Source organism: Paenibacillus sp. plas6, assembly GCF_057221655.1.
Genome location: NZ_CM170151.1, coordinates 2,076,875 through 2,096,552, shown reverse-complemented (window position 1 = coordinate 2,096,552; position 19,678 = coordinate 2,076,875). Strand labels below are relative to the sequence as shown.

Annotated in this window: 20 protein-coding genes and 1 tRNA gene; 3 read left to right on the top strand and 18 right to left on the bottom strand. The window is 38.1% G+C overall.

Annotated elements, in window-relative coordinates:
• Positions 1 to 106: 106 nt before the first annotated feature.
• Entirely contained in the window at positions 107 to 1,543 is a 1,437-nt protein-coding gene (locus tag AC2TDL_RS09440) for an isochorismate synthase (protein WP_484700648.1), read from the bottom strand.
• Positions 1,544 to 1,726: 183 nt separating this feature from the next.
• On the opposite strand from AC2TDL_RS09440, the gene AC2TDL_RS09435 reads away from it, so the two are divergent.
• Both AC2TDL_RS09435 and AC2TDL_RS09430 read left to right on the top strand, forming a co-directional pair.
• Positions 1,727 to 2,644 (top strand): 1,4-dihydroxy-2-naphthoate polyprenyltransferase, encoded by a 918-nt coding sequence (locus AC2TDL_RS09435; RefSeq protein ID WP_484700646.1) that lies wholly within the window; start codon positions 1,727 to 1,729, stop codon positions 2,642 to 2,644.
• Positions 2,645 to 2,681: 37 nt separating this feature from the next.
• Positions 2,682 to 3,068: a hotdog fold thioesterase gene (locus AC2TDL_RS09430; protein ID WP_484701116.1), complete on the top strand. Its 387-nt coding sequence runs from the start codon at positions 2,682 to 2,684 to the stop codon at positions 3,066 to 3,068.
• A 63-nt stretch (positions 3,069 to 3,131) separates the two neighbouring features.
• Here the strand turns inward: AC2TDL_RS09430 and AC2TDL_RS09425 are convergent, their stop codons facing one another.
• The 9 genes from AC2TDL_RS09425 to AC2TDL_RS09385 form a co-directional block, all read right to left on the bottom strand.
• On the bottom strand, positions 3,132 to 4,310 hold the full coding sequence (locus tag AC2TDL_RS09425) for a cation:proton antiporter (protein ID WP_484700644.1): 1,179 nt from the start codon (positions 4,308 to 4,310) through the stop codon (positions 3,132 to 3,134).
• A 117-nt stretch (positions 4,311 to 4,427) separates the two neighbouring features.
• Positions 4,428 to 4,703, bottom strand: a complete 276-nt coding sequence (gene rpsR, locus AC2TDL_RS09420; RefSeq protein ID WP_484700642.1) for a 30S ribosomal protein S18 — start codon at positions 4,701 to 4,703, stop codon at positions 4,428 to 4,430.
• A gap of 46 nt (positions 4,704 to 4,749) precedes the next feature.
• A complete protein-coding gene (gene ssb / locus AC2TDL_RS09415; RefSeq protein WP_484700640.1) occupies positions 4,750 to 5,235 on the bottom strand; it encodes a single-stranded DNA-binding protein in 486 nt (161 codons plus the stop codon).
• A gap of 36 nt (positions 5,236 to 5,271) precedes the next feature.
• Positions 5,272 to 5,559 carry a 30S ribosomal protein S6 gene (rpsF, locus tag AC2TDL_RS09410; protein WP_484700637.1) on the bottom strand — a complete coding sequence of 96 codons (288 nt, stop codon included), beginning with the start codon at positions 5,557 to 5,559 and terminating at the stop codon, positions 5,272 to 5,274.
• Between the two features lie 571 nt (positions 5,560 to 6,130).
• Positions 6,131 to 7,756 (bottom strand): PucR family transcriptional regulator, encoded by a 1,626-nt coding sequence (locus AC2TDL_RS09405; RefSeq protein ID WP_484700634.1) that lies wholly within the window; start codon positions 7,754 to 7,756, stop codon positions 6,131 to 6,133.
• A gap of 574 nt (positions 7,757 to 8,330) precedes the next feature.
• Positions 8,331 to 8,422 (bottom strand) — tRNA-Ser (locus tag AC2TDL_RS09400).
• A gap of 76 nt (positions 8,423 to 8,498) precedes the next feature.
• Entirely contained in the window at positions 8,499 to 8,732 is a 234-nt protein-coding gene (locus tag AC2TDL_RS09395) for a DUF951 domain-containing protein (RefSeq protein ID WP_484700632.1), read from the bottom strand.
• A gap of 26 nt (positions 8,733 to 8,758) precedes the next feature.
• Positions 8,759 to 9,586 carry a mechanosensitive ion channel family protein gene (locus AC2TDL_RS09390; protein WP_484700629.1) on the bottom strand — a complete coding sequence of 276 codons (828 nt, stop codon included), beginning with the start codon at positions 9,584 to 9,586 and terminating at the stop codon, positions 8,759 to 8,761.
• Positions 9,587 to 9,611: 25 nt separating this feature from the next.
• Complete coding sequence (locus AC2TDL_RS09385; RefSeq protein ID WP_484700626.1) at positions 9,612 to 9,860, bottom strand: putative Se/S carrier protein; 249 nt, start codon at positions 9,858 to 9,860, stop codon at positions 9,612 to 9,614.
• 105 nt (positions 9,861 to 9,965) lie between these two features.
• Between AC2TDL_RS09385 and yyaC the strand changes: the two genes are divergently transcribed.
• Positions 9,966 to 10,559, top strand: coding sequence for a spore protease YyaC (gene yyaC / locus AC2TDL_RS09380; protein ID WP_484700622.1), 594 nt, complete (start codon positions 9,966 to 9,968; stop codon positions 10,557 to 10,559).
• A 6-nt stretch (positions 10,560 to 10,565) separates the two neighbouring features.
• Here yyaC and AC2TDL_RS09375 read toward each other — a convergent pair whose 3' ends face one another.
• From AC2TDL_RS09375 to mnmE, 8 genes are all read right to left on the bottom strand, one after another.
• Positions 10,566 to 11,045, bottom strand: a complete 480-nt coding sequence (locus AC2TDL_RS09375; protein ID WP_484700620.1) for a DUF4446 family protein — start codon at positions 11,043 to 11,045, stop codon at positions 10,566 to 10,568.
• A 126-nt stretch (positions 11,046 to 11,171) separates the two neighbouring features.
• On the bottom strand, positions 11,172 to 12,332 hold the full coding sequence (locus AC2TDL_RS09370; RefSeq protein WP_484700618.1) for an aminotransferase class V-fold PLP-dependent enzyme: 1,161 nt from the start codon (positions 12,330 to 12,332) through the stop codon (positions 11,172 to 11,174).
• A gap of 96 nt (positions 12,333 to 12,428) precedes the next feature.
• A complete protein-coding gene (locus AC2TDL_RS09365) occupies positions 12,429 to 13,268 on the bottom strand; it encodes a ParB/RepB/Spo0J family partition protein (RefSeq protein WP_484700616.1) in 840 nt (279 codons plus the stop codon).
• A complete protein-coding gene (locus AC2TDL_RS09360) occupies positions 13,249 to 14,022 on the bottom strand; it encodes a ParA family protein (RefSeq protein ID WP_484700614.1) in 774 nt (257 codons plus the stop codon). Before AC2TDL_RS09360 ends, AC2TDL_RS09365 begins: the two co-directional genes overlap by 20 nt.
• Before the next feature lie 86 nt (positions 14,023 to 14,108).
• On the bottom strand, positions 14,109 to 14,933 hold the full coding sequence (gene noc / locus AC2TDL_RS09355) for a nucleoid occlusion protein (RefSeq protein ID WP_484700612.1): 825 nt from the start codon (positions 14,931 to 14,933) through the stop codon (positions 14,109 to 14,111).
• Between the two features lie 470 nt (positions 14,934 to 15,403).
• Entirely contained in the window at positions 15,404 to 16,129 is a 726-nt protein-coding gene (rsmG, locus tag AC2TDL_RS09350; RefSeq protein ID WP_484700610.1) for a 16S rRNA (guanine(527)-N(7))-methyltransferase RsmG, read from the bottom strand.
• Positions 16,129 to 18,018, bottom strand: coding sequence for a tRNA uridine-5-carboxymethylaminomethyl(34) synthesis enzyme MnmG (gene mnmG, locus AC2TDL_RS09345; RefSeq protein ID WP_484700609.1), 1,890 nt, complete (start codon positions 18,016 to 18,018; stop codon positions 16,129 to 16,131). Before mnmG ends, rsmG begins: the two co-directional genes overlap by 1 nt.
• Positions 18,019 to 18,220: 202 nt before the next feature.
• Positions 18,221 to 19,603 (bottom strand): tRNA uridine-5-carboxymethylaminomethyl(34) synthesis GTPase MnmE, encoded by a 1,383-nt coding sequence (gene mnmE / locus AC2TDL_RS09340; RefSeq protein ID WP_484700608.1) that lies wholly within the window; start codon positions 19,601 to 19,603, stop codon positions 18,221 to 18,223.
• Positions 19,604 to 19,678 lie beyond the last annotated feature (75 nt).

Genomic DNA, 19,678 nt, shown 5'->3' with positions numbered 1-19,678 from the left:
TTGCCACAATGTAAGAATAAGGCAGCCTAATTAGCCTGCCTTATCTTTCACATTCCATTTATAATTTGCTTAAATCTATCACTTTGTCTTTCTTATGGGAACCTTCCTATTCTTTAGGCTCTACAGGCATTGCCTGCAAAGCTTTTAACATTGGTCTAAATTTAAGCGCTGTTTCTTTATATTCACTAATCGGATCAGAGTCACCGACGATGCCACATCCAGCAAACAGATACGCTTTTTCCTTAACTAGCAAGGCGGAGCGTATCGCTGCAGCAAATTCTCCTTCAGAGGCTATATTCATCCAGCCAATTGGAGCAGCATACCAACCGCGATCCATTTGCTCCAATCTTCTAATTGCTTCAATAGCTGATTCGCGCGGCATACCGCCAAGCGCAGGGGTTGGATGAAGCGCCTCAACTGCTTGAAGCAACGTTACACCGTCTTTAATTACTCCTGAAATTGGTGTAGCTAAATGCTGAATATCCTTCAACTTGCGAATGATAGGAGCAACTGGAGCATCAACCTGCTCACAAAGCTCTAGCATTGTTGATTTAATCATATCTACTGCCAGTTTATGCTCGTGTAAATTTTTTACATCATTTCGCAAAAAGCTTGCCAGCTCCTCGTCCTCTGCTGCATCTTTTCCCCGACCAATTGATCCCGCAAGCGATAATGTTAACAATTGCTGCTCTTGATGCTTAATTAATCGCTCTGGAGTCGCTCCAATAAAGCAACTATTTGCTTTATCAATTGCAAATACATACGTATCTAATTGCTCTTCAAGTAAGTTTTGCAGAATTAGCTCAATGCTTAATTCATCTTCGCTTTGCAACATTAGAGAACGAGCCAAAACGACCTTTTCCAACTCACCTTGGCGAATGGAAAACGCTGCTTCTTTAACTGCATTCATCCAATCTGCTGGAGCAATTTCTTCATGCATAAACGGATTAGTTTTTGCTTTAATAGAAGTATTTTGCTGTACTAAACCAGTCTCGATAGCTGATAAAAGCTGATTAAGTTCCTCATCATCCTGTTTTATAGTCAAGCTATCTTCCCCTGAAGCAATTAAACGGTTTGCTGTTAAATAATATCGCCCCTCATAAGCTGTAAGCATATATTTGGGCACAGCAAAGCTAGTATGAGCAAAATCGCTCCACTTTTGCGACCGAATCGTATGAGGATCGAAGGAAAAGCCACCGAATAATATCGGACCTGTAAATGGTGAACGCTCTCCTTCAACTATAGCTGTTGCCGCTATCTGATTCCATGTCTCATCCACATAGCGAAATCGTTCATGCTGATTATTTTCTTCTATTGTAAAGATCTTTCCTAAACCAACATAAGTCAATGCCCGTCCAGGTTCAGACCAATAAAAACGATTACCACGATACGTATCATTATTGTAAGAAAAAAAGGCCAGTAAATCCGTACGACTAACTTCTATTACCGAGCTAAGCAAAACTTGCTTGCCATGCAGTGCTACTTGCCTTTTACCTTCTACTGTTATATTGTACATATTCGTGCTTAACTTACTATAAGCCACGCTATTCACCCTTGTCATAACCTTGCCGTTTTATCTTTTTCAAGAATACACCCCTGCCTGCATAACGTCAACTTTCTACCATGTTTAGAACGTTGACACAACTGTTTCCTTCCCCTAAACTTATAATGAACTTTACGACAAATTAATAAAAAAATCATTATATATAAGTAAGGATGCGTTATTATGCAAACTGAACTACAACCTGTTCAAAGTAATGTATGGTGGCGATTAATGCGACCACATACACTTACGGCATCATTTGTGCCTGTTTTCACAGGTACTGCTATGGCATTATCAGATGGAAACATTCATCTATTTTTATTTGTAATGATGCTAGTCGCTTCGCTGCTGATTCAGGCCGCGACCAATATGTTCAATGAATATTACGATTATGTGCGAGGACTCGATAATAAGGATTCTGTTGGCATCGGCGGCACGATTGTCCGAGATGGAGTCGCTCCTAAATTCGTACGAAATCTTGCTTTTCTGTTTTACTTAATTGCAACATTAATCGGTGTATACATTTGTAATGCAAGCAGTTGGTGGATTGCATTAATCGGCCTTATTTGTATGGCAGTCGGTTATTTTTATACTGCTGGACCATTACCAATCGCATACACCCCTTTTGGCGAACTGTTTTCAGGCTTTTTTATGGGACCTGTGATCATTATGATTACCTATTATATTCAAACATTAAGCTTTAATTGGAGCCATTTTTTTGTTTCGATTAGCGTTGGGTTTTTAATCGGTTCAATTAATATGGCCAACAATATTCGTGACCGTGAAGGCGATAAAGAACATGGTCGTCGTACGATTGCCATCTTGCTAGGTCCAACACGCGCCGTTCAATTTCTAGGAGCCATGTTTACAGTAGCTTATTTATGGACAATCGTTCTTGTATTGCTTGGACATACAACGATTTGGGCTTTATTAGTTTTGCTTAGTGTACCTCAAGCGATTAAGGCTTATAAGCAATTCCAAGGAAAAACAGCAGCTTTTGAAATGATGCCTGCTATGAAATCAACGGGCAAGCTCAACACAATTTTTGGTATTGTTTTAACATTTAGCTTTGTTATTGATTATGTACTAACTCAACTATAACAACGATAAGGTGACATATGCCATGGAAATGATGAATATTAAGGGAACTCTGATCGAAACACTTGGTATTGAAACATTGGAGCTATCTCCTGATAAAGTTGTTTGTACAATGCCAGTTAATGAACGCACAAAGCAGCCGTTTGGTTATTTACATGGCGGAGCATCTGTTGCTTTAGCTGAAACTGTAGCTAGTATCGGTGCATGGGCTAGCATCGATCAAGAGCGCGAAGTTGCCATGGGCATGGAAATTAATGCGAATCATTTGCGCAGCGCCACTAAAGGAATCGTTACTGCCACTGGTATTCCGCTCCATAAGGGACGTCGCAGTGCTGTATGGGAAATAAAAATTACCGATGAGCAAAATCGATTGATTTGTGTATCTCGTTGTACAGTAGCCATTTCACCAAAACGCACCGAGCAGTAAAGTAAAAAATTAAAAAGCTATTCAGAAATCAATCATTTGATAATCTGAATAGCTTTTTTGACTTTATATCTCTTTACTGTGTTCAATATGATGTTGCTTAATTTGATTTGGAGAAAACATTGCTTTTAATAATGGCGGCGTTACTAAAGTTGTAATAATAACTACTAACACAACGGAAGTAAAGTATTCTTGTGGAAACAACCCTGATGATAGTCCCATCGAGGCAATAATTAATGCAACCTCACCACGCGAAACCATGCCTGCTCCAATAATAAGTGATGATTTATATGAAAAACCTGTAATTTTAGCGCCAAACCCGCAACCAAGAATCTTAGTTATAATTGCAACGATTGTGAGCAACACCATAAATAATATTTGATCACCTAAGCCGTCAAACGTAATGTTTAATCCGATACTTACAAAAAACACTGGTACAAATATCGTATACGTTATCGATTCAACACGATGATCCACTTCTTTAATAAAATTTGTTTGAGAAATTGCAAGGCCCGCGGCAAAGGAACCAATAATTCCCGCTACCCCTAACCATTCAGCAAAATAGGCAAAACCTAGACAAATGACTATTGCTCCACTCGTAACAGCTTCTGTAACCTTTAACTTTGAAGCCAACTTCATCAACAGCGGCACAAGCCAAATACTTACTGCAATAATCACTGCAAAGAAAATGACCTTCTTTCCAATTACTAAAGGAAGTGATACATCTCCACCGCCAACTCCTAAGAAGCTGATCATAAAAGCAAGCAAGATAACGACAACAATATCATCAACTACTGCTGCACCTAAAATTGTTGTGCCTTCACGAGAGCTTAACTGATTCATTTCCTTAAGTGCCTGCACAGAAATACTGACGCTGGTAGCACAAAGCAACAGCCCCATAAACCATGCTTCAGTTTCCGGCAAACCAAGAGCAATTGATAAACTATATCCGCCAAATAGCGGCAAGATGACTCCACCAAATGCTACCGCAACAGCAGATTTCCAGTTTTCCTTTAACTGCTGTAGATCTGTTTCCAATCCTGCTATAAACATAAGAAGCAGCACACCAATTTCTGCAAACTGATCAATAAATTCCGTTGGCTGAATCCAGTTTAAAAGTGCTGGTCCCAGTACTATCCCTGCAATTAGCTTACCAAGCACCGAAGGTTGACCAATCATTACCGATAGATGACCTGCTACTTTTGTAAATAAAATAATTACAATTAGTGCTAATATATATTCCATCTTCAATCCCCCCTTGCTCTTCGTAAGCATTTAGAGCAATTTATAAACATCCTGATAAAAAAACAGGAGGAGCCCTTGGTGACAGGCTCCTCCTATTTTTTCAAACATATATGACTACTATTCAGTAGTGTATGGAAGCAATGCGATTTGACGAGCACGTTTAATCGCAATTGTTAGCATACGTTGATACTTCGCGCTTGTACCAGTTACGCGACGTGGTAAAATTTTACCGCGCTCGCTGATGAACTTTTTAAGCAATTCTGTATCTTTATAATCGATGTGCGTAATTTTGTTTACAGTGAAGTAACAAACTTTACGACGTTTATTACGTCCGCCTTTACGAACAAATTTACGCTCGCCGCGATCTTCTCCGCTTTCTTTTTTGAAGCTCATGATTACCCATCCTTTCGTTAGAAATTCAACTTATGTTTCTCTTGTATTAAAACGGTAAATCGTCCTCAGAAATATCAATTGGGCGTCCATCATCCTTAAATGGATCGACATTGCTTCGTGACGGTTGTGACGGTCGACTGCTAGCATAACCTCCATTACCTGCTAAATACCCACTATCACCACTTGTGCCGTAACTTTCATCACGCTGCTCACGATTTGATTCCAGAAAGCGAACATTGTCAGCAATTACTTCAGTTACATAAACACGCTTGCCTTCGTTATTCTCGTAATTTCTTACTTGAATACGACCTTCAACAGCAGTTAAACGACCTTTGCGCAAGTAATTTGCACAAGTCTCTGCTAATTGACGCCATGTTACAACTGGAATAAAATCTGTTTCACGCTCACCATTACTTCCAGAAAACGGACGATCAACAGCAATTGTAAATTGAGTTACTGCAACGCCAGTGGGGGTATAGCGAAGCTCTGGATCTCTTGTCAACCTACCGATCAAAATGACACGATTCAACATCTATACGACCTCCCAATCGAAACACCTTCAACATTCTTACGCTACGTCTTTTACGATCAACACGCGAATTACCTCATCGGCAATTTTCATGACACGGTCAAGCTCAGCAACAACTTCAGCAGGAGCTGTAAATTGTACTAGTACGTATTGACCTTCACGAACCTTGTTGATTTCATACGCAAGACGACGTTTGCCAAGAATGTCAGTTTTAGTAACCTCACCGCCACCGTTAGAGATAACAGCATTGAACTTCTCAACTAGAGCTTGAACAGCTTCCTGTTCAATTTCCGGACGAATGATGTACATCGCTTCATATTTGCGCATTTTCTTTCACCTCCTTTTGGACTTACGGCCCCATGAAAATGGAGCAAGGAAAAAAAGCGAGTTTGTTCACTCGCACCTGAAAATTATATCAGACTATTAAAGGAATAGCAAGAAAAGGATAGCTTTATTATCCTAATTGTATTGGAAGCAAATCCATATTTTCTATATTTAATATACAAATTAGGAGCGCCTTAACCCTTTTCGTTTCGTATTTCATTACATTTTGAGACACTGAATTATTTTTCATTTACAATGTATAAGATACAAAGCTTTGATCCATAATAGTTAGTGACGGTGAAGAGAGGTGTGGTTCCGTTGTACTTCGATAGTTGCAACAGAAAGCTTGAATCATGCAGTAAATTGCAGCAAAGAATAACTTCGCAAACCGTTATCGGTGCAGTTGAATACGAATAAATAGCTTTTGCTATCTTGTTTCGTACTTTGCTTTACAATGATCCATTGCTTAACTAATCAACACCGTCAAAAAAGCCCTGTCCATGATCCTTGATTACTGGACAGGGCTTTTCCTATTCATCCTCTACAATAAAATAAGCAACTGCTCAAATATACGTTATTGCTGTTGCTGCATATGATAAGTTTTAATTGCCAACTGTAATAGCAGCTTTACTTCTGGATCATCTAGACGTAATTGCAGCTCATCACGAATTCGTTCCAAACGATAATTTACTGTATTATAATGCACGTACAATTTTTGAGCGGTTTCCTTAGCATTGCAATTACATGCAAAATACGTTGCAAGCGTCATTAACAAAGCCCCTTGCTGCTTTCGTTCAAGTTCAAGTAGGGGATAAAGATATATCTGTTTAAACTCCTCCAGCTCAGATGTGCCCTGCATTCGATACAAAAGCAAATATACTCCTAACTCATTATAATGAAGAACATCTTCCTCCGAACGATATACTTTTCGAATTTCCATGACGCGTTTTGTCTCACGATATGCCGCCTCTACTTCAGTAGCCATTGAAACAACTTTACTTACACAAAGCGTCACTTGTCTATGATTAATTTGCTTAGTTAAGCAATGAATCATTTGCTTCGTAAGTTCCTTATACTGTTGCTCTTTCCAACGTCCACCTTGATGGGAGATTAGACATACAAGTTCATCCTCTAATATCGTCCAAAAAATATTTGCATCTAATAAGTAAGTGATGTTGCTATTCAATTGCTTGGCAATATGCTGCAGTTCCTTATTATTAGGTTTTTCCTTCCAAAAGGATACACTGCCAACCATATAAGCGCTATTACATTGAAGTAACCATCCGCAAGCCTCTGCTCTTCGCTGTAAATCCTGCTTAGAGGGAATTTTTCCAATCATCCAATCTTGAACGAAGTGCTCCAAATATTTAGCTTCAATGTTTTTACGTACTTGCATGTTATTTATTTCAAATTCAAGCAATCGTGTTGCCCAGTTTAAGGTTAACGTATCGACTGTACATAATGAACTGTGCTGCTCAACGACAACTAACTGATAGCCGCTATCTCCTGAAATATGAAATGAGTGAATAGGAAACACTTTTTCATTAATTGTAATGACAGCATTATCTATTCTCTTCGCACCATGTGCCTTAAACCATTCACTATCAATTACTAAATGATTTAAACTGTCCAATTCTGGCGGAGCAATTGATCCACCATCATCCTCAATCAATAGAACTGGATTATTAATCATCTCATATAAATGAGTCATAAATCGTTCAATATTGCCTCCATTTAATAAAACTTGCGACAGTTTCTGAACTCTGCTTTGTAAAATCATTAAAGATTTCGCTTCTGTTGCAAGCATTCTCTCCATTATTTCATGAACAAGATCAGTTATCGCTATATTTGAAGGCAATTCAATTAGCGGAAGTCCAAGCTGATTGGCAACTTCTATAACTTGTGGTGAAAGTTCAGAAAACAAAGGTTTAGGCTTTACTCCCAGTGCAGCAATTCCTTTAGCAGCAAGCTGCTCAATAAGTAATACTAACTGCTCGGGATTCTCCCTAAATAAGTTACTGGTCGTCATAACCACCTCACCAGTACTCGCCCACTCTGCCAGCTCAGGCATTTCCATTATATTTACTTTTGTTATTACATTATTTAACCCTACATTTCCGCCTACTAAAACAGCGTCTTTGAGGCTAGGAACCTCAAGCAAAGAACCTACTGTGAATCCCTCTGAATGGATGTTCTGCATCCTTATCATCCCCTGTTGTGAAGCTAAAGCATCAGATTAATAACTTTTTGATGTTAAGTTGTTGTTAAAATTAAATGTTTGCTATCATAAAAATGAGTTACATGTTAATAAATATAACTTAAAATGTAATTTTTCAGTTTGGTTTAATTATATATCAAATATTTTTACTTATCTTTATACTATGTTCATGAAAATATATACTTTTTATTAGTAATTACCTCCACAACTAACATATAGTTCACATTTTTTGTAGGTATTCTCTCAAATTGGTTAGTTTATATCCCAATGACTATTAATTTCAATATCACATTATTTCATTGTGTTATTAAGCATAGATTGCTCATCAATAGGATTCCATTCGATGCTGTTAGGTATAAAATATGGAAATTTTTTCAGTAAAATCGGTGAAATCCCTTGATGCTTCGTTTAGGTTAGAGAGGGAGGAGAGAATATTTACAGTGGTATTGAGATATTGAAGGATTATGAAAATGGTTTTGCAAAATTGAGGATACAAAAAAGCTCCCTTGAAAACAAAGGAGCTTCTTGCGATTCTATTTAGCATTTATAATACGAATGGCGGAGAAGGTGGGATTCGAACCCACGCACGCTGTGACACGCCTAACTGATTTCGAGTCAGTCCCCTTATGACCACTTGGGTACTTCTCCTTTTGCACATGTAATAATATAACATAGACTTATAGGCTATTCAATATTTTGACTTATACATTTTCTTACACAAATGTTATTCGTTTTTATTCTCATTTAACCTTAATATATCTGTAATTTCAGTCTTTCCGATAACCTTTTTCATGTTCTTTTCAAATTTAGCTCGAGGTAATAAAATGCTATGTCCACAGCCTGCACATTTCATACGAATGTCCATCCCCATGCGAATAACGATCATTTCATTTGATCCACAAGGATGTACTTTTTTCATTTGTACGATATCCCCAAGCTCGAATTGCTTTCGCTCCATATAAACCCCTCCTACTCCTTTCTAGCCTAATCCGCTTCTTCTTTCATTTGCAGCTCATGTTTTTCTAATGTGGATTTAAATGCCTCGTTTATATATCGTCTTACCTCTTCTTCATAGGTGGCCTGACATTGAACTTCTACCCTCATTATTATTTCATCTTTATCAAATTGCGGAATTGCTAAAACTTTAGGCTCTCCAAATATTTTTTCATGTTCAATTGTCTCTGCACAATGCTTGACGACTTGCATAATATAGTCCAAGTTGCCTTGATATGCAATATTCATATCAAGGATTACCTTATTCAGCTTTAACGAATAATTTGTAATTTCCGTAATTAAACTATTAGGGATAATATGTACTTCTCCCTTATCACTAACAATTCTTGTAGTACGAAGACCTATCATTTCAACTTTTCCCTTAAACTTACCAGTAGATATTATATCTCCAACTGCAAATTGGTCTTCCAATATAATAAAAAATCCAGTAATGACGTCTTTAACGAGACTTTGTGCACCAAAACCAATGGCTATACCTGCAATACCGGCACCAGCAAGCAATGGTCCAAGAGATATTCCGATTTCTGAAAGTACTAATAAGCTAATTACAAAATAAACAGTATATGAAATGATATTTTTTAACAGCTTGCCTATCGTTGTAATTCTTCGTTGTTGATTAGCATGCCTAACATTCATCTGTTCAAGCACAATCTTATTAATAGATTTATGAAGAATCCATACGAGCAATTTACCAATAATAATTATTAATGCTATTCGTACGATATGTAAGCCGATACCGCTCCAAAATTTTTCGTTAGTAAATAACGCTTGAATGTTCTCTAGCCATTTCGTCCACATGAATCGCTGCAACCTTTCTTAGTCCTTACCACACTTGAATATAAGCTAGATCTTGTTTTTGAAATATACCACGAATTTCTACATGCTCAGAAATAATAATATCTTTCACCAGTGCAAAACTATCGGCTGGAAAGTGAATGGATAATGCACACCCAGCAGTTATTTCTTTGGGAGTAGGGCAAATATCAATATCGACATCTTTATATTCTAATAACATTTCTGCTCGCAACGCTTGCTGCGTAGAATCAAATGCAATCAACATCAGCTCATTCATGATTATTTTAGCCCCCTTCCCTACTCACTTAAGAGTATAAGATCTTTATTTTCGCTACATACTGATAATATATTTTGTTTCAAGAAAGGAAACTTACAAGAAACAATGAACACTTATCCGTCTATTAAAATTTTATATAATGCTCCGTTAATTCGCACTGTGCTGCAGCAAGAGCTAACAAATCTTTTAAAGTTTGCCCTGCCGAATCAAGAAATAGTCGTTATTTGTATTGGAACTGATCGTTCAACTGGTGATTCATTAGGTCCTTTAGTTGGCTCTGCATTAGAAAAATATCGATCTAGCTTTATGCATGTATATGGAACGATTGCAGAGCCTGTACATGCTCTAAACCTGAGTGAAACTTTAGAGCATGTACAGCAGCAATTTACTAATCCATTTATTATAGGCATTGATGCTTGCTTAGGTCAGGCATCAAGCGTAGGCTGCATTCAAGCTGGGATCGGACCTGTGCGTCCAGGTGCTGGTGTAAATAAAGAGCTTCCTCCAGTTGGCGACATGCACATTACTGGCATCGTAAATGTAGGTGGATTCATGGAGTATTTTGTATTACAAAACACTCGTTTACACCTTGTCATTTCCATGTCTGATATTATTTCGCAATGCCTATATTATGCGGTAGTTCGTCATATTCGCAGTATTCAGCAAAATGAATCCTCTGCTTTGACACGCAGTAATTAATTGCAGCTATTTTGCTTCTTCGATCACTTTGCGTTCTTCTGGAGTAAGTGAATATTTGGACTGGCCTCCTTCAACCGGTTTGCCATACAAATACATCCCTTCTCTGCTATGAATGCTTGTTAATACAACACCGTCTTTTTGCTCATTAATGATCGCAAGTGAAAAGCTTAAGTCACTGCCCAAATCTGAAAAAGCGTTGTAGCGATGAATTGCAACTTTGCTTTTTTGCAGCGGTAAGAGCTGCTGCAACGCTTCTACATTTTTGCCGGTTTCCTCAATTTTTTGTTGATGTTGTCCAATTTCCTGCTGAATGCTGATAATAACATCCTGCAGATTATCTACCCCTGTTTCTCCCATCATTGCTTTATAAGAACGTCCAAGCTTTTTTAACTTACTGCTTAATGACATAACAGCGATAGCCTGAATAACAACAATTGCGATTAATGCGATAATGATATACTCCAAATATTCCTGAATAAATTGCACTGGAATTCTCTCCTTTAATGCTTAACAAAGTTAATAGCTTACTCTTCTTTATAAAATTGCGACTGCAAAATAATCGCAGGGCCAAGGCTGTTTAGCAATAAGCGCTTCTCACCTTTTTAGCTTACCCTAATACTGCTCAATAATTTCTTTCACTGCATCAATACATGCGTCAATCTCTGCTTCTGTTGTACTATATCCTACACTTACTCTAACTGCCCCACGTTCACTCGTCCCTGCAGCAAAATGAGCGGTAGGCGTGCAATGAAAGCCTGAACGAACAGCAATGCCATAATGCTGATCAAGTATAAATGCCATCTCCGCTGGATCAATATTATCGACATAAAATGAGACTATCCCAGTTCTAGGTTGTCCGAGCTCTGGACCTAGGCATTTTACTTTATCCAGTTCCTGCAGCCCTTTTAGAAGGCGCTGAGACAGCTCAAACTCATGTCTATATATGTTTTCTACCCCTATATTAAATACGTATTGAACGCCTGCTGCCAGACCTGCTATACCAGCAGTGTTTTGCGTACCTGCTTCATATCGATCTGGTCTTACTAAAGGTTGTTCGGGTGACTCGGATTGACTGCCTGTCCCGCCTTGCAAGAGCGGCTCTAATTCAATTTCAGGCGATATATATAGACCGCCTGTTCCTTGTGGACCTAGCAAGCCCTTATGTCCTGGAAAAGCAAGCATATCGATCCCTAGCTTTTCAACATCAATTGGAAGAATCCCTACACTTTGTGCACCATCAACTAATAATCTAGCACCGAATTTATGTGTAATTTCGCTTATTTCGGCAATCGGCATAATCGTTCCTAACAAATTAGAGCTATGATTGACAATAACTAACTTCGTATTGCGCTTCATATTTGCTGATAATTGATCAAGCTGATAATTGCCTTGCTCATCTGCATCAATATAAGTTACTTCAACACCTTGTTGCTCTAGTTGGTGTAACGGTCTTCTTACTGAGTTATGCTCAACAGAGCTGGCAATAACGTGATCACCCTCTCTTAAATATCCTTTAATCGCCATATTTAAAGCCATCGTCGTGTTATAAGTAAAAGCAATGTCATTAGGATTTTTAATGTTTAGAAGCTTAGCTATTTTTTTTCTTCCATCGAACAAGATACGACTGGCACGAACAGCCATTGCATGACTTCCTCGACCAGGATTAGCACTATCATGAAGCATCGCATTGTTCACTGCTTCTATAACTTCTTTAGGCTTTGGCCAAGACGTTGCAGCATGATCCAAATATATATAGTTTTCAGTCTTTGGCAAATGGTATCCCCCCAAATAAACAATGGCACATTTAAGTTTAATCCTTTCATAAAAAGATTACAACTTAGATGTGCCATATTTCAATATCACTTGTAGTTAGCCTTGAAGCAGCTCTAATAACCGTTCTAAATCTTGCTTATTATAATACTCCAATTCAATTTTCCCTTTATGTTTTGATGCTTTTATTTTAACACCTGTCTGAAATTTCTCACGTAGAGTTGCTTCCACACTTTCTATAAAAGGATCACGTTTTTTTACTTTTTCTTTTTTCTTCTGTACTGGTTTACGCGTAGACAGCTTATTAACTTCATCCTCAAGCTCACGTACGCTCCATTGTCCCTCAATACATTGTTTTGCTAGCTGAAGTTGTACTTTTTCATCCTTAACTCCTACAATTGCTCTTGCATGACCCATTGATAGTGTTCCACGTGAAACATAATCTTTGATATCTTCTGGCAATGTTAACAGACGAAGAAAGTTTGCTATATGAGAACGCGATTTCCCCACTTTTAACGATAACTCTTCTTGCGTTAAATTAAATTTATTAATTAATGATTCATATGCAAGAGCTGTTTCAATCGCATTTAAGTCCTCACGTTGCAAATTTTCAATTAATGCCATTTCCATAACTTGAGAATCAGTTAACTCTCTTACTACAGCAGGAATTCGTTCATTCCCGCACAATTGTGAGGCACGATAGCGACGTTCTCCTGCAACAATTTCGAATCCTCTAAGCACTTTCCGTACAATAATTGGTTGAATAATCCCTTGCTGTTTAATGGATTCAGCTAGTTCACGTATATTGGCATCATCAAATGTTTTTCTTGGTTGATATGGATTCGGACGAATATCAGAAAGCGGAATTTGAATTACTTCTTCCTCTTTCGTTTCTACAGGAAACAGCGCATCGAGTCCTTTACCTAGAGACCTTTTCAAGAGAAATCACTTCCTTAGCTAGTTCAAGATACACTTCTGCCCCTTTTGATTTGGGATCATATGAGATTATAGGTAGACCATGTGAAGGAGCTTCACTTAGGCGCACGTTTCGAGGAATAATGGTTTGATACACCTTCTGTTGAAAGTACTTCTTCACTTCCTCTATGACTTGCAATCCAAGATTCGTTCTTGCATCTAGCATCGTGAGCAATACACCTTCAATTTGCAAAGTAGTGTTAAGGTGCTTTTGAACTAAACGAACCGTATTCAATAACTGACTTAATCCTTCAAGCGCATAATATTCACATTGTATTGGAATGAGTACAGAGTCAGAAGCAGTTAGCGAATTGATCGTAAGTATTCCAAGAGACGGTGGGCAGTCAATTAAAATATAATCGTATTGATCCTTTACAAGTGAAATTGCTTTTTTTAAACGCTGCTCACGAGAAATGGTAGGAACCAATTCAATTTCTGCACCTGCAAGTTGAATAGTTGCTGGTATAATATTCAAGCCAGGTATTGATGTTTCAAGAATTGTATCTTTAGGATGAACATCGTTAATTAAAACGTCATAGATACAGTTTGAAACATCTCCTTTATTAATACCGAGACCGCTAGTTGTATTGCCTTGCGGATCAATATCAATCAGCAGCACCCTTTTCCCTAGCGACGCCAAACAAGCAGACAGATTGACCGAAGTCGTGGTTTTTCCTACACCGCCCTTTTGATTCGCAATCGCAATTACTTTCGACATCCTTCTCACCTCATGTTAACAACTATTGAAGAAGTGGCAATGCTGCTGGGTTGCCAGAAACAGCTCATTTACCGTTCTCATGTTAGTTACTTTTTGTTTTTTGGAATATGAATGACAATTTCGTAATGATCTTCATGATCTTGTTCTTTTGTATTTATTTTAAGTCCTGAGCTAGAAACCATTTCTATCGACTGACGAATTGTATTGAGTGCAAGCCTTACGTCCTTTGTAAAGGAAATCCGTTTTGCTTTTTTAGGTTTCTCCGTATTTTTAAGGGAAGCAATTTTTGCTTCCGTTTGCTTAACATTCCAATCATATTTCACTACATCATCAAGCACCTTAAGCTGCAATTCCTCTGAATCCAGCGACAATAAGGCTCTTGCATGTCGCTCTGTTATTTTACGTTCCATTAAAGCCTGTTTTACCTGTTCTGGCAGCACTAGCAATCTCAGCTTATTAGCTATCGTTGATTGACTTTTGCCTAAACGTTGAGCAAGACTCTCCTGTGTTAAACTATGTAGCTCAATCAATCGTTGATATGCCACGGCTTCCTCAATTGCCGTTAAATTTTCACGCTGCAGATTTTCGATTAAAGCAATTGAAGCAGTTTGCGAATCGTTGAAATCGCGCACAATAGCAGGGATTGTTTCATGTCCAAGCTTAGAAACGGCCCGCCATCTTCTCTCCCCTGCAATAATTTCATATTTATTGTTACGCATTCTAACAACGATAGGTTGAATAACCCCATGTGTTCGAATCGTTTGGCATAGCTCTTCAATACGTTCATCATCAAAAATCGTTCTTGGCTGGAATGGGCTCGTCACAATTTCACTAAGCGGTATTTGTTTAACTTCCTCATTCGTGCTTTTCTGTTCAGAAAATCCGAACAATCTTGAAATATGATCCTTCATAATTAACTATAACCACCTACATTATGTGATGAAAAAGCAAATAAACTATTTAGAGGTATAAGTAAACTATTACTTTCATGTTGTTTGACGAGAAGCTACAAACAACGAACATATAATAATTCGACTTAGCGCTACAAGAATCCTGCTCATTCACCAAAAACAAATAGATGTACAATTTGACAGTAAATCAACTAATAGTTTACATGTTATTAACAATAAAAGCTAAACCAATAATATCGCAAGTACATTTCTTGTCCTTTAACAAAAACTAGCTTCATGCGAGCCATTTTATAGGCAGCACTTGATTAGCATTAAAAATAAGTTTATTACTCTCTATTTTGCTATTTTACTATAAATCCAGCTGATATTGCTGCTTTAAGCTATCAAAAAAAAGCAACTAACTATAGTTAGTTGCTATTATACATCGTAATCCGCTTAAAATATAGCGATTAGTTGTTTCACGTGAAACATTATTTGATTAGTGGTTGCTTAAGTGGTATCCCTGGCTTACGTGGATACTTTTTAGGTGTTGCAGCAAGTTTATCAATACAAACAATATGACGTTCAGATTGTTCATTTGGCAAGTGGAGCTTATATTGTCCAGCTAGCTTTCCCTTTAATTCTTTTATACTGAAATTTGCCTCCTGCAATTCCTCACTTAAGCTTGCACCTTTCATACTAGCAAATACGCCGCCTACCTTAACAAAAGGCAAACAAAATTCATTTAACACTGCTAAGCGTGCAACTGCTCTTGCTGTCACAAGATCGAAGGCATCACGATATTGTGCCATACGCGCAACATCTTCAGCTCGTCCATGCAAGGCTGTTACCCCTTGCAAGCCTAACTGCTCTATCACATGGTTAAGAAAACCGATACGCTTATTAAGTGAGTCTACAATTAAAACTTGTAAATGTGGAAATACAATTTTTAATGGAATGCTAGGAAAACCCGCTCCTGAACCAATATCTGCTATATTTTGCTTTTGTTTCATATCAACAAAGAACGCTAATGAAATAGAATCATAAAAATGCTTCTCATAAACAGCATCACGTTCTGTAATACCTGTAAGATTCATTCGTTCATTCCATTCCACAAGCAGTTCATAGTAGCGTTCAAATTGCGCTAATTGCTGCTCCGACAATGTAATGTGATGGACAGCAAGTTCCTTTGTAAACCATTCTATTGTTTGATCCATTATGAACCTCTCGCAGCCGTTACTCGATTATAATGCTCCAAGTAAATAAGCAAAACAGAAATATCAGCTGGTGTTACCCCGCCAATTCGACTAGCTTGCCCAATTGAAAGTGGACGAACCAGTTCTAGTTTCTGTATAGCTTCATTGGCTAATCCTTTTACCTCTTTATAGTCGATATCCTCAGGGATACGTTTACGTTCCATTTTGTTTAAACGTTCTACTTGTTGTAATTGTTTTTCAATATAACCAGCATATTTAATTTGAATTTCCACCTGTTCCTTCATTTCTTCAGTTAATTCATAAGGAGAAGGGAAATGCTTTTCTAGTTGGTTGTAAGTTATTTCAGGACGACGTAGCAATTGAATAATGCTGCCGCCTTGCGTTAACTCAGCAGAACCTGCTTCATCGAGCAAATCCTTAACATCAGAAGGCTTAATTTTAGTATCTTTTAAACGTTGGATTTCTAGCTCAACTAGCTCTTTTTTACGCAAAAATGCTTGATAACGCTCCTCTGAAATTAAACCAATTTCATAGCCAAGCGGCGTTAAGCGTAAGTCTGCATTATCATGACGCAAAAGTAAGCGATATTCTGCACGAGAAGTAAGCAAACGATACGGATCATTCGTACCTTTCGTTACAAGGTCATCAATCATTACGCCAATGTAACCATCTGCACGACCAATAATGACTGGATCCTTGCCTTGAACCTTGCGAGCTGCATTGATACCTGCAATTATCCCTTGTCCCGCCGCTTCCTCATAACCGGAAGTACCATTAATTTGACCAGCAGTGAACAACCCTTCAATTTTTTTAGTTTCTAGGGATGGCCATAGCTGTGTTGGAATAATCGCATCATATTCAATCGCATAACCATTGCGCATCATTTGCGCATTTTCTAACCCTGGCACGGAACGAACCATTTCAAGCTGAACATCCTCTGGCATACTTGTGGACAATCCTTGAATATAGTATTCCAAAGTGTTACGACCTTCTGGCTCAAGGAAAATTTGATGTTTTGGCTTATCAGCAAAACGAACAATTTTATCCTCGATTGATGGACAATAACGTGGTCCTGTTCCTTCAATTGCTCCTGAAAACATTGGTGCACGATGTAAATTATCATTAATAATTTTGTGTGTCGCTTCAGAAGTATATGTTAACCAGCAAGGAATTTGCTCCACTTCTCTATTTTTTGTTTCATAGGAGAAAAACTTAGGATTTTCATCACCAGGTTGAATCTCGGTTTTTGAAAAATCAATCGTCTCACCGTTTACCCGTGGCGGTGTACCTGTTTTAAAACGGATAAGCTCTAAGCCATGCTCTTTTAAACTAGCTGCAAGCTTAACTGAAGGTTGTTGATTGTTAGGGCCGCTCTCGTACATTAGCTCACCCATAATTATTTTTCCGCGCAAATACGTACCAGTTGTAATAACTACCGCTTTAGCATAATAACGTGCTCCTGTTTGAGAAACAACACCTACACAACGACCATTCTCTACAATTAATTCTTCAACCATACCTTGGCGCAATGTCAAGTTTGGCGTAGATTCAATTGTTTTTTTCATCTCATGCTGATACATAAATTTATCAGCCTGTGCACGAAGTGCATGAACTGCAGGACCTTTACCCGTATTAAGCATACGCATTTGAATAAAGGTTTTATCAATATTTCTACCCATTTCTCCGCCTAGCGCATCAATTTCTCGTACAACATGTCCTTTGGCTGGTCCACCAATTGATGGATTACATGGCATAAACGCCACCATATCTAAGTTAATTGTCATTAGCATCGTATTACAGCCCATTCGAGCAGCCGCAAGAGCTGCTTCGCAGCCAGCGTGTCCCGCTCCAACGACAATGACATCATAATGCTTAGCTACATAACCCATTGTTTAATCCCTCCTAAAATTTTATAAATCAAATAGTTACTTACATTTTTAACCTTTTGAAAGCAAAAGTTACTTTTCAAAATTCTATCTAAACCATCTATTTCTGCTTTATTGACACAATCAACCTGTACCAAAAGCTAATTTATCTAAAGTAAAATTTGATATGCTTCCAACATGCTTAAAAACCAGCTAGAGACTATTGTTACTTACCTAAACAGAACTGCGAGAAGATTTGGTCGATTAGAGAATCTCCGGCTTCATCACCTAATATTTCCCCTAATGCCTCCCAAGCCATCCGCGCATCAATCTGAATAACATCTATCGGAATGCCCATATAGGTCGCTTCTATAGCATCCTGCATATGCTGCTTAGCACGTTTAAGCAATGAAATATGTCGTACATTACTTACATAGGTTAGATCATTTGCTTCTAGCTTGCCGCCAAAAAACATTTCGCTAATTGCTGCTTCTAACTGATCTAAACCTTCTTGCTGCAACATAGACATTTTAACAATAGTTCCTCCATTAAGAAAGGGGATAACTTCATCCAATTTTAGTTTTGCTTCCAGGTCTATTTTATTAACAATAACAATCACTGATCTCCCGCGCAATGATTCTAACAGCTCTTTGTCTTCCTCTTGTAGCGGTTCATTGTTATTTAGCACAAATAGAATCAAATCAGCTTCATTAATCGCATCTCGTGAGCGCTCTACCCCAATTTTTTCTACAACATCATTTGTTTCCCGAATCCCCGCAGTATCTAACAAGCGCAGCGGTATCCCATTTAATGTAACGAACTGTTCAATTACATCGCGAGTTGTACCCGGAATATCGGTAACAATTGCTCGATTTTCTTGCGTTAATGCGTTCATAAGCGACGATTTACCAACATTAGGTCTTCCAACAATTGCTGTTAAAATTCCTTCACGAAGGATTTTTCCTTCATTCGCAGTTTTTAGCAGTTTATCAATTTCAGTGATCGCTTTTTCACATTGCTCACGAATATATTGATTGGTCAATTCCTCAACATCATGCTCTGGATAATCAATATTTACTTCAATATGAGCAAGCATCTCTATCACATATTGTCGCAAGTCTTTAATTTTACTGGACAATACTCCTTCTGCCTGCTTACGCGCAACAGCAAATGCACGATCGGATTTTGAACGAATAAGATCAATAACTGCCTCAGCCTGCATTAAATCAATTCTTCCATTTAAGAAGGCACGCTTTGTAAATTCTCCTGGCTCAGCAATTCGCACACCTTCTTGCTGAAGCAAAATATCCATTACTCTGGAAACCGCAATAACCCCGCCATGAGTATTAATCTCAACGACATCCTCTGCAGTAAACGAACGAGGTCCTCTCATTAAGGATACAAGCACTTCATCCTCTTTTTCATTACTGTCTGGATTAATAATATATCCATAATGAATCGTGTGAGATTGCGCATCACGCAAAGGCTGTTTTGATTGAAAAATACGGTCAACCGCTTGGATTGCTTGCGGACCGCTAACTCGAATAATCGCAATTCCACCTTCACCTACCGCTGTTGCAATTGCGGCGATCGTATCATTTTCTAGCATAAAAACTCACCTCTCATAAACGGAAAACAGCAATGACCTTAATTAGTCATTGCTGTACCGCTATATCTATCTAGA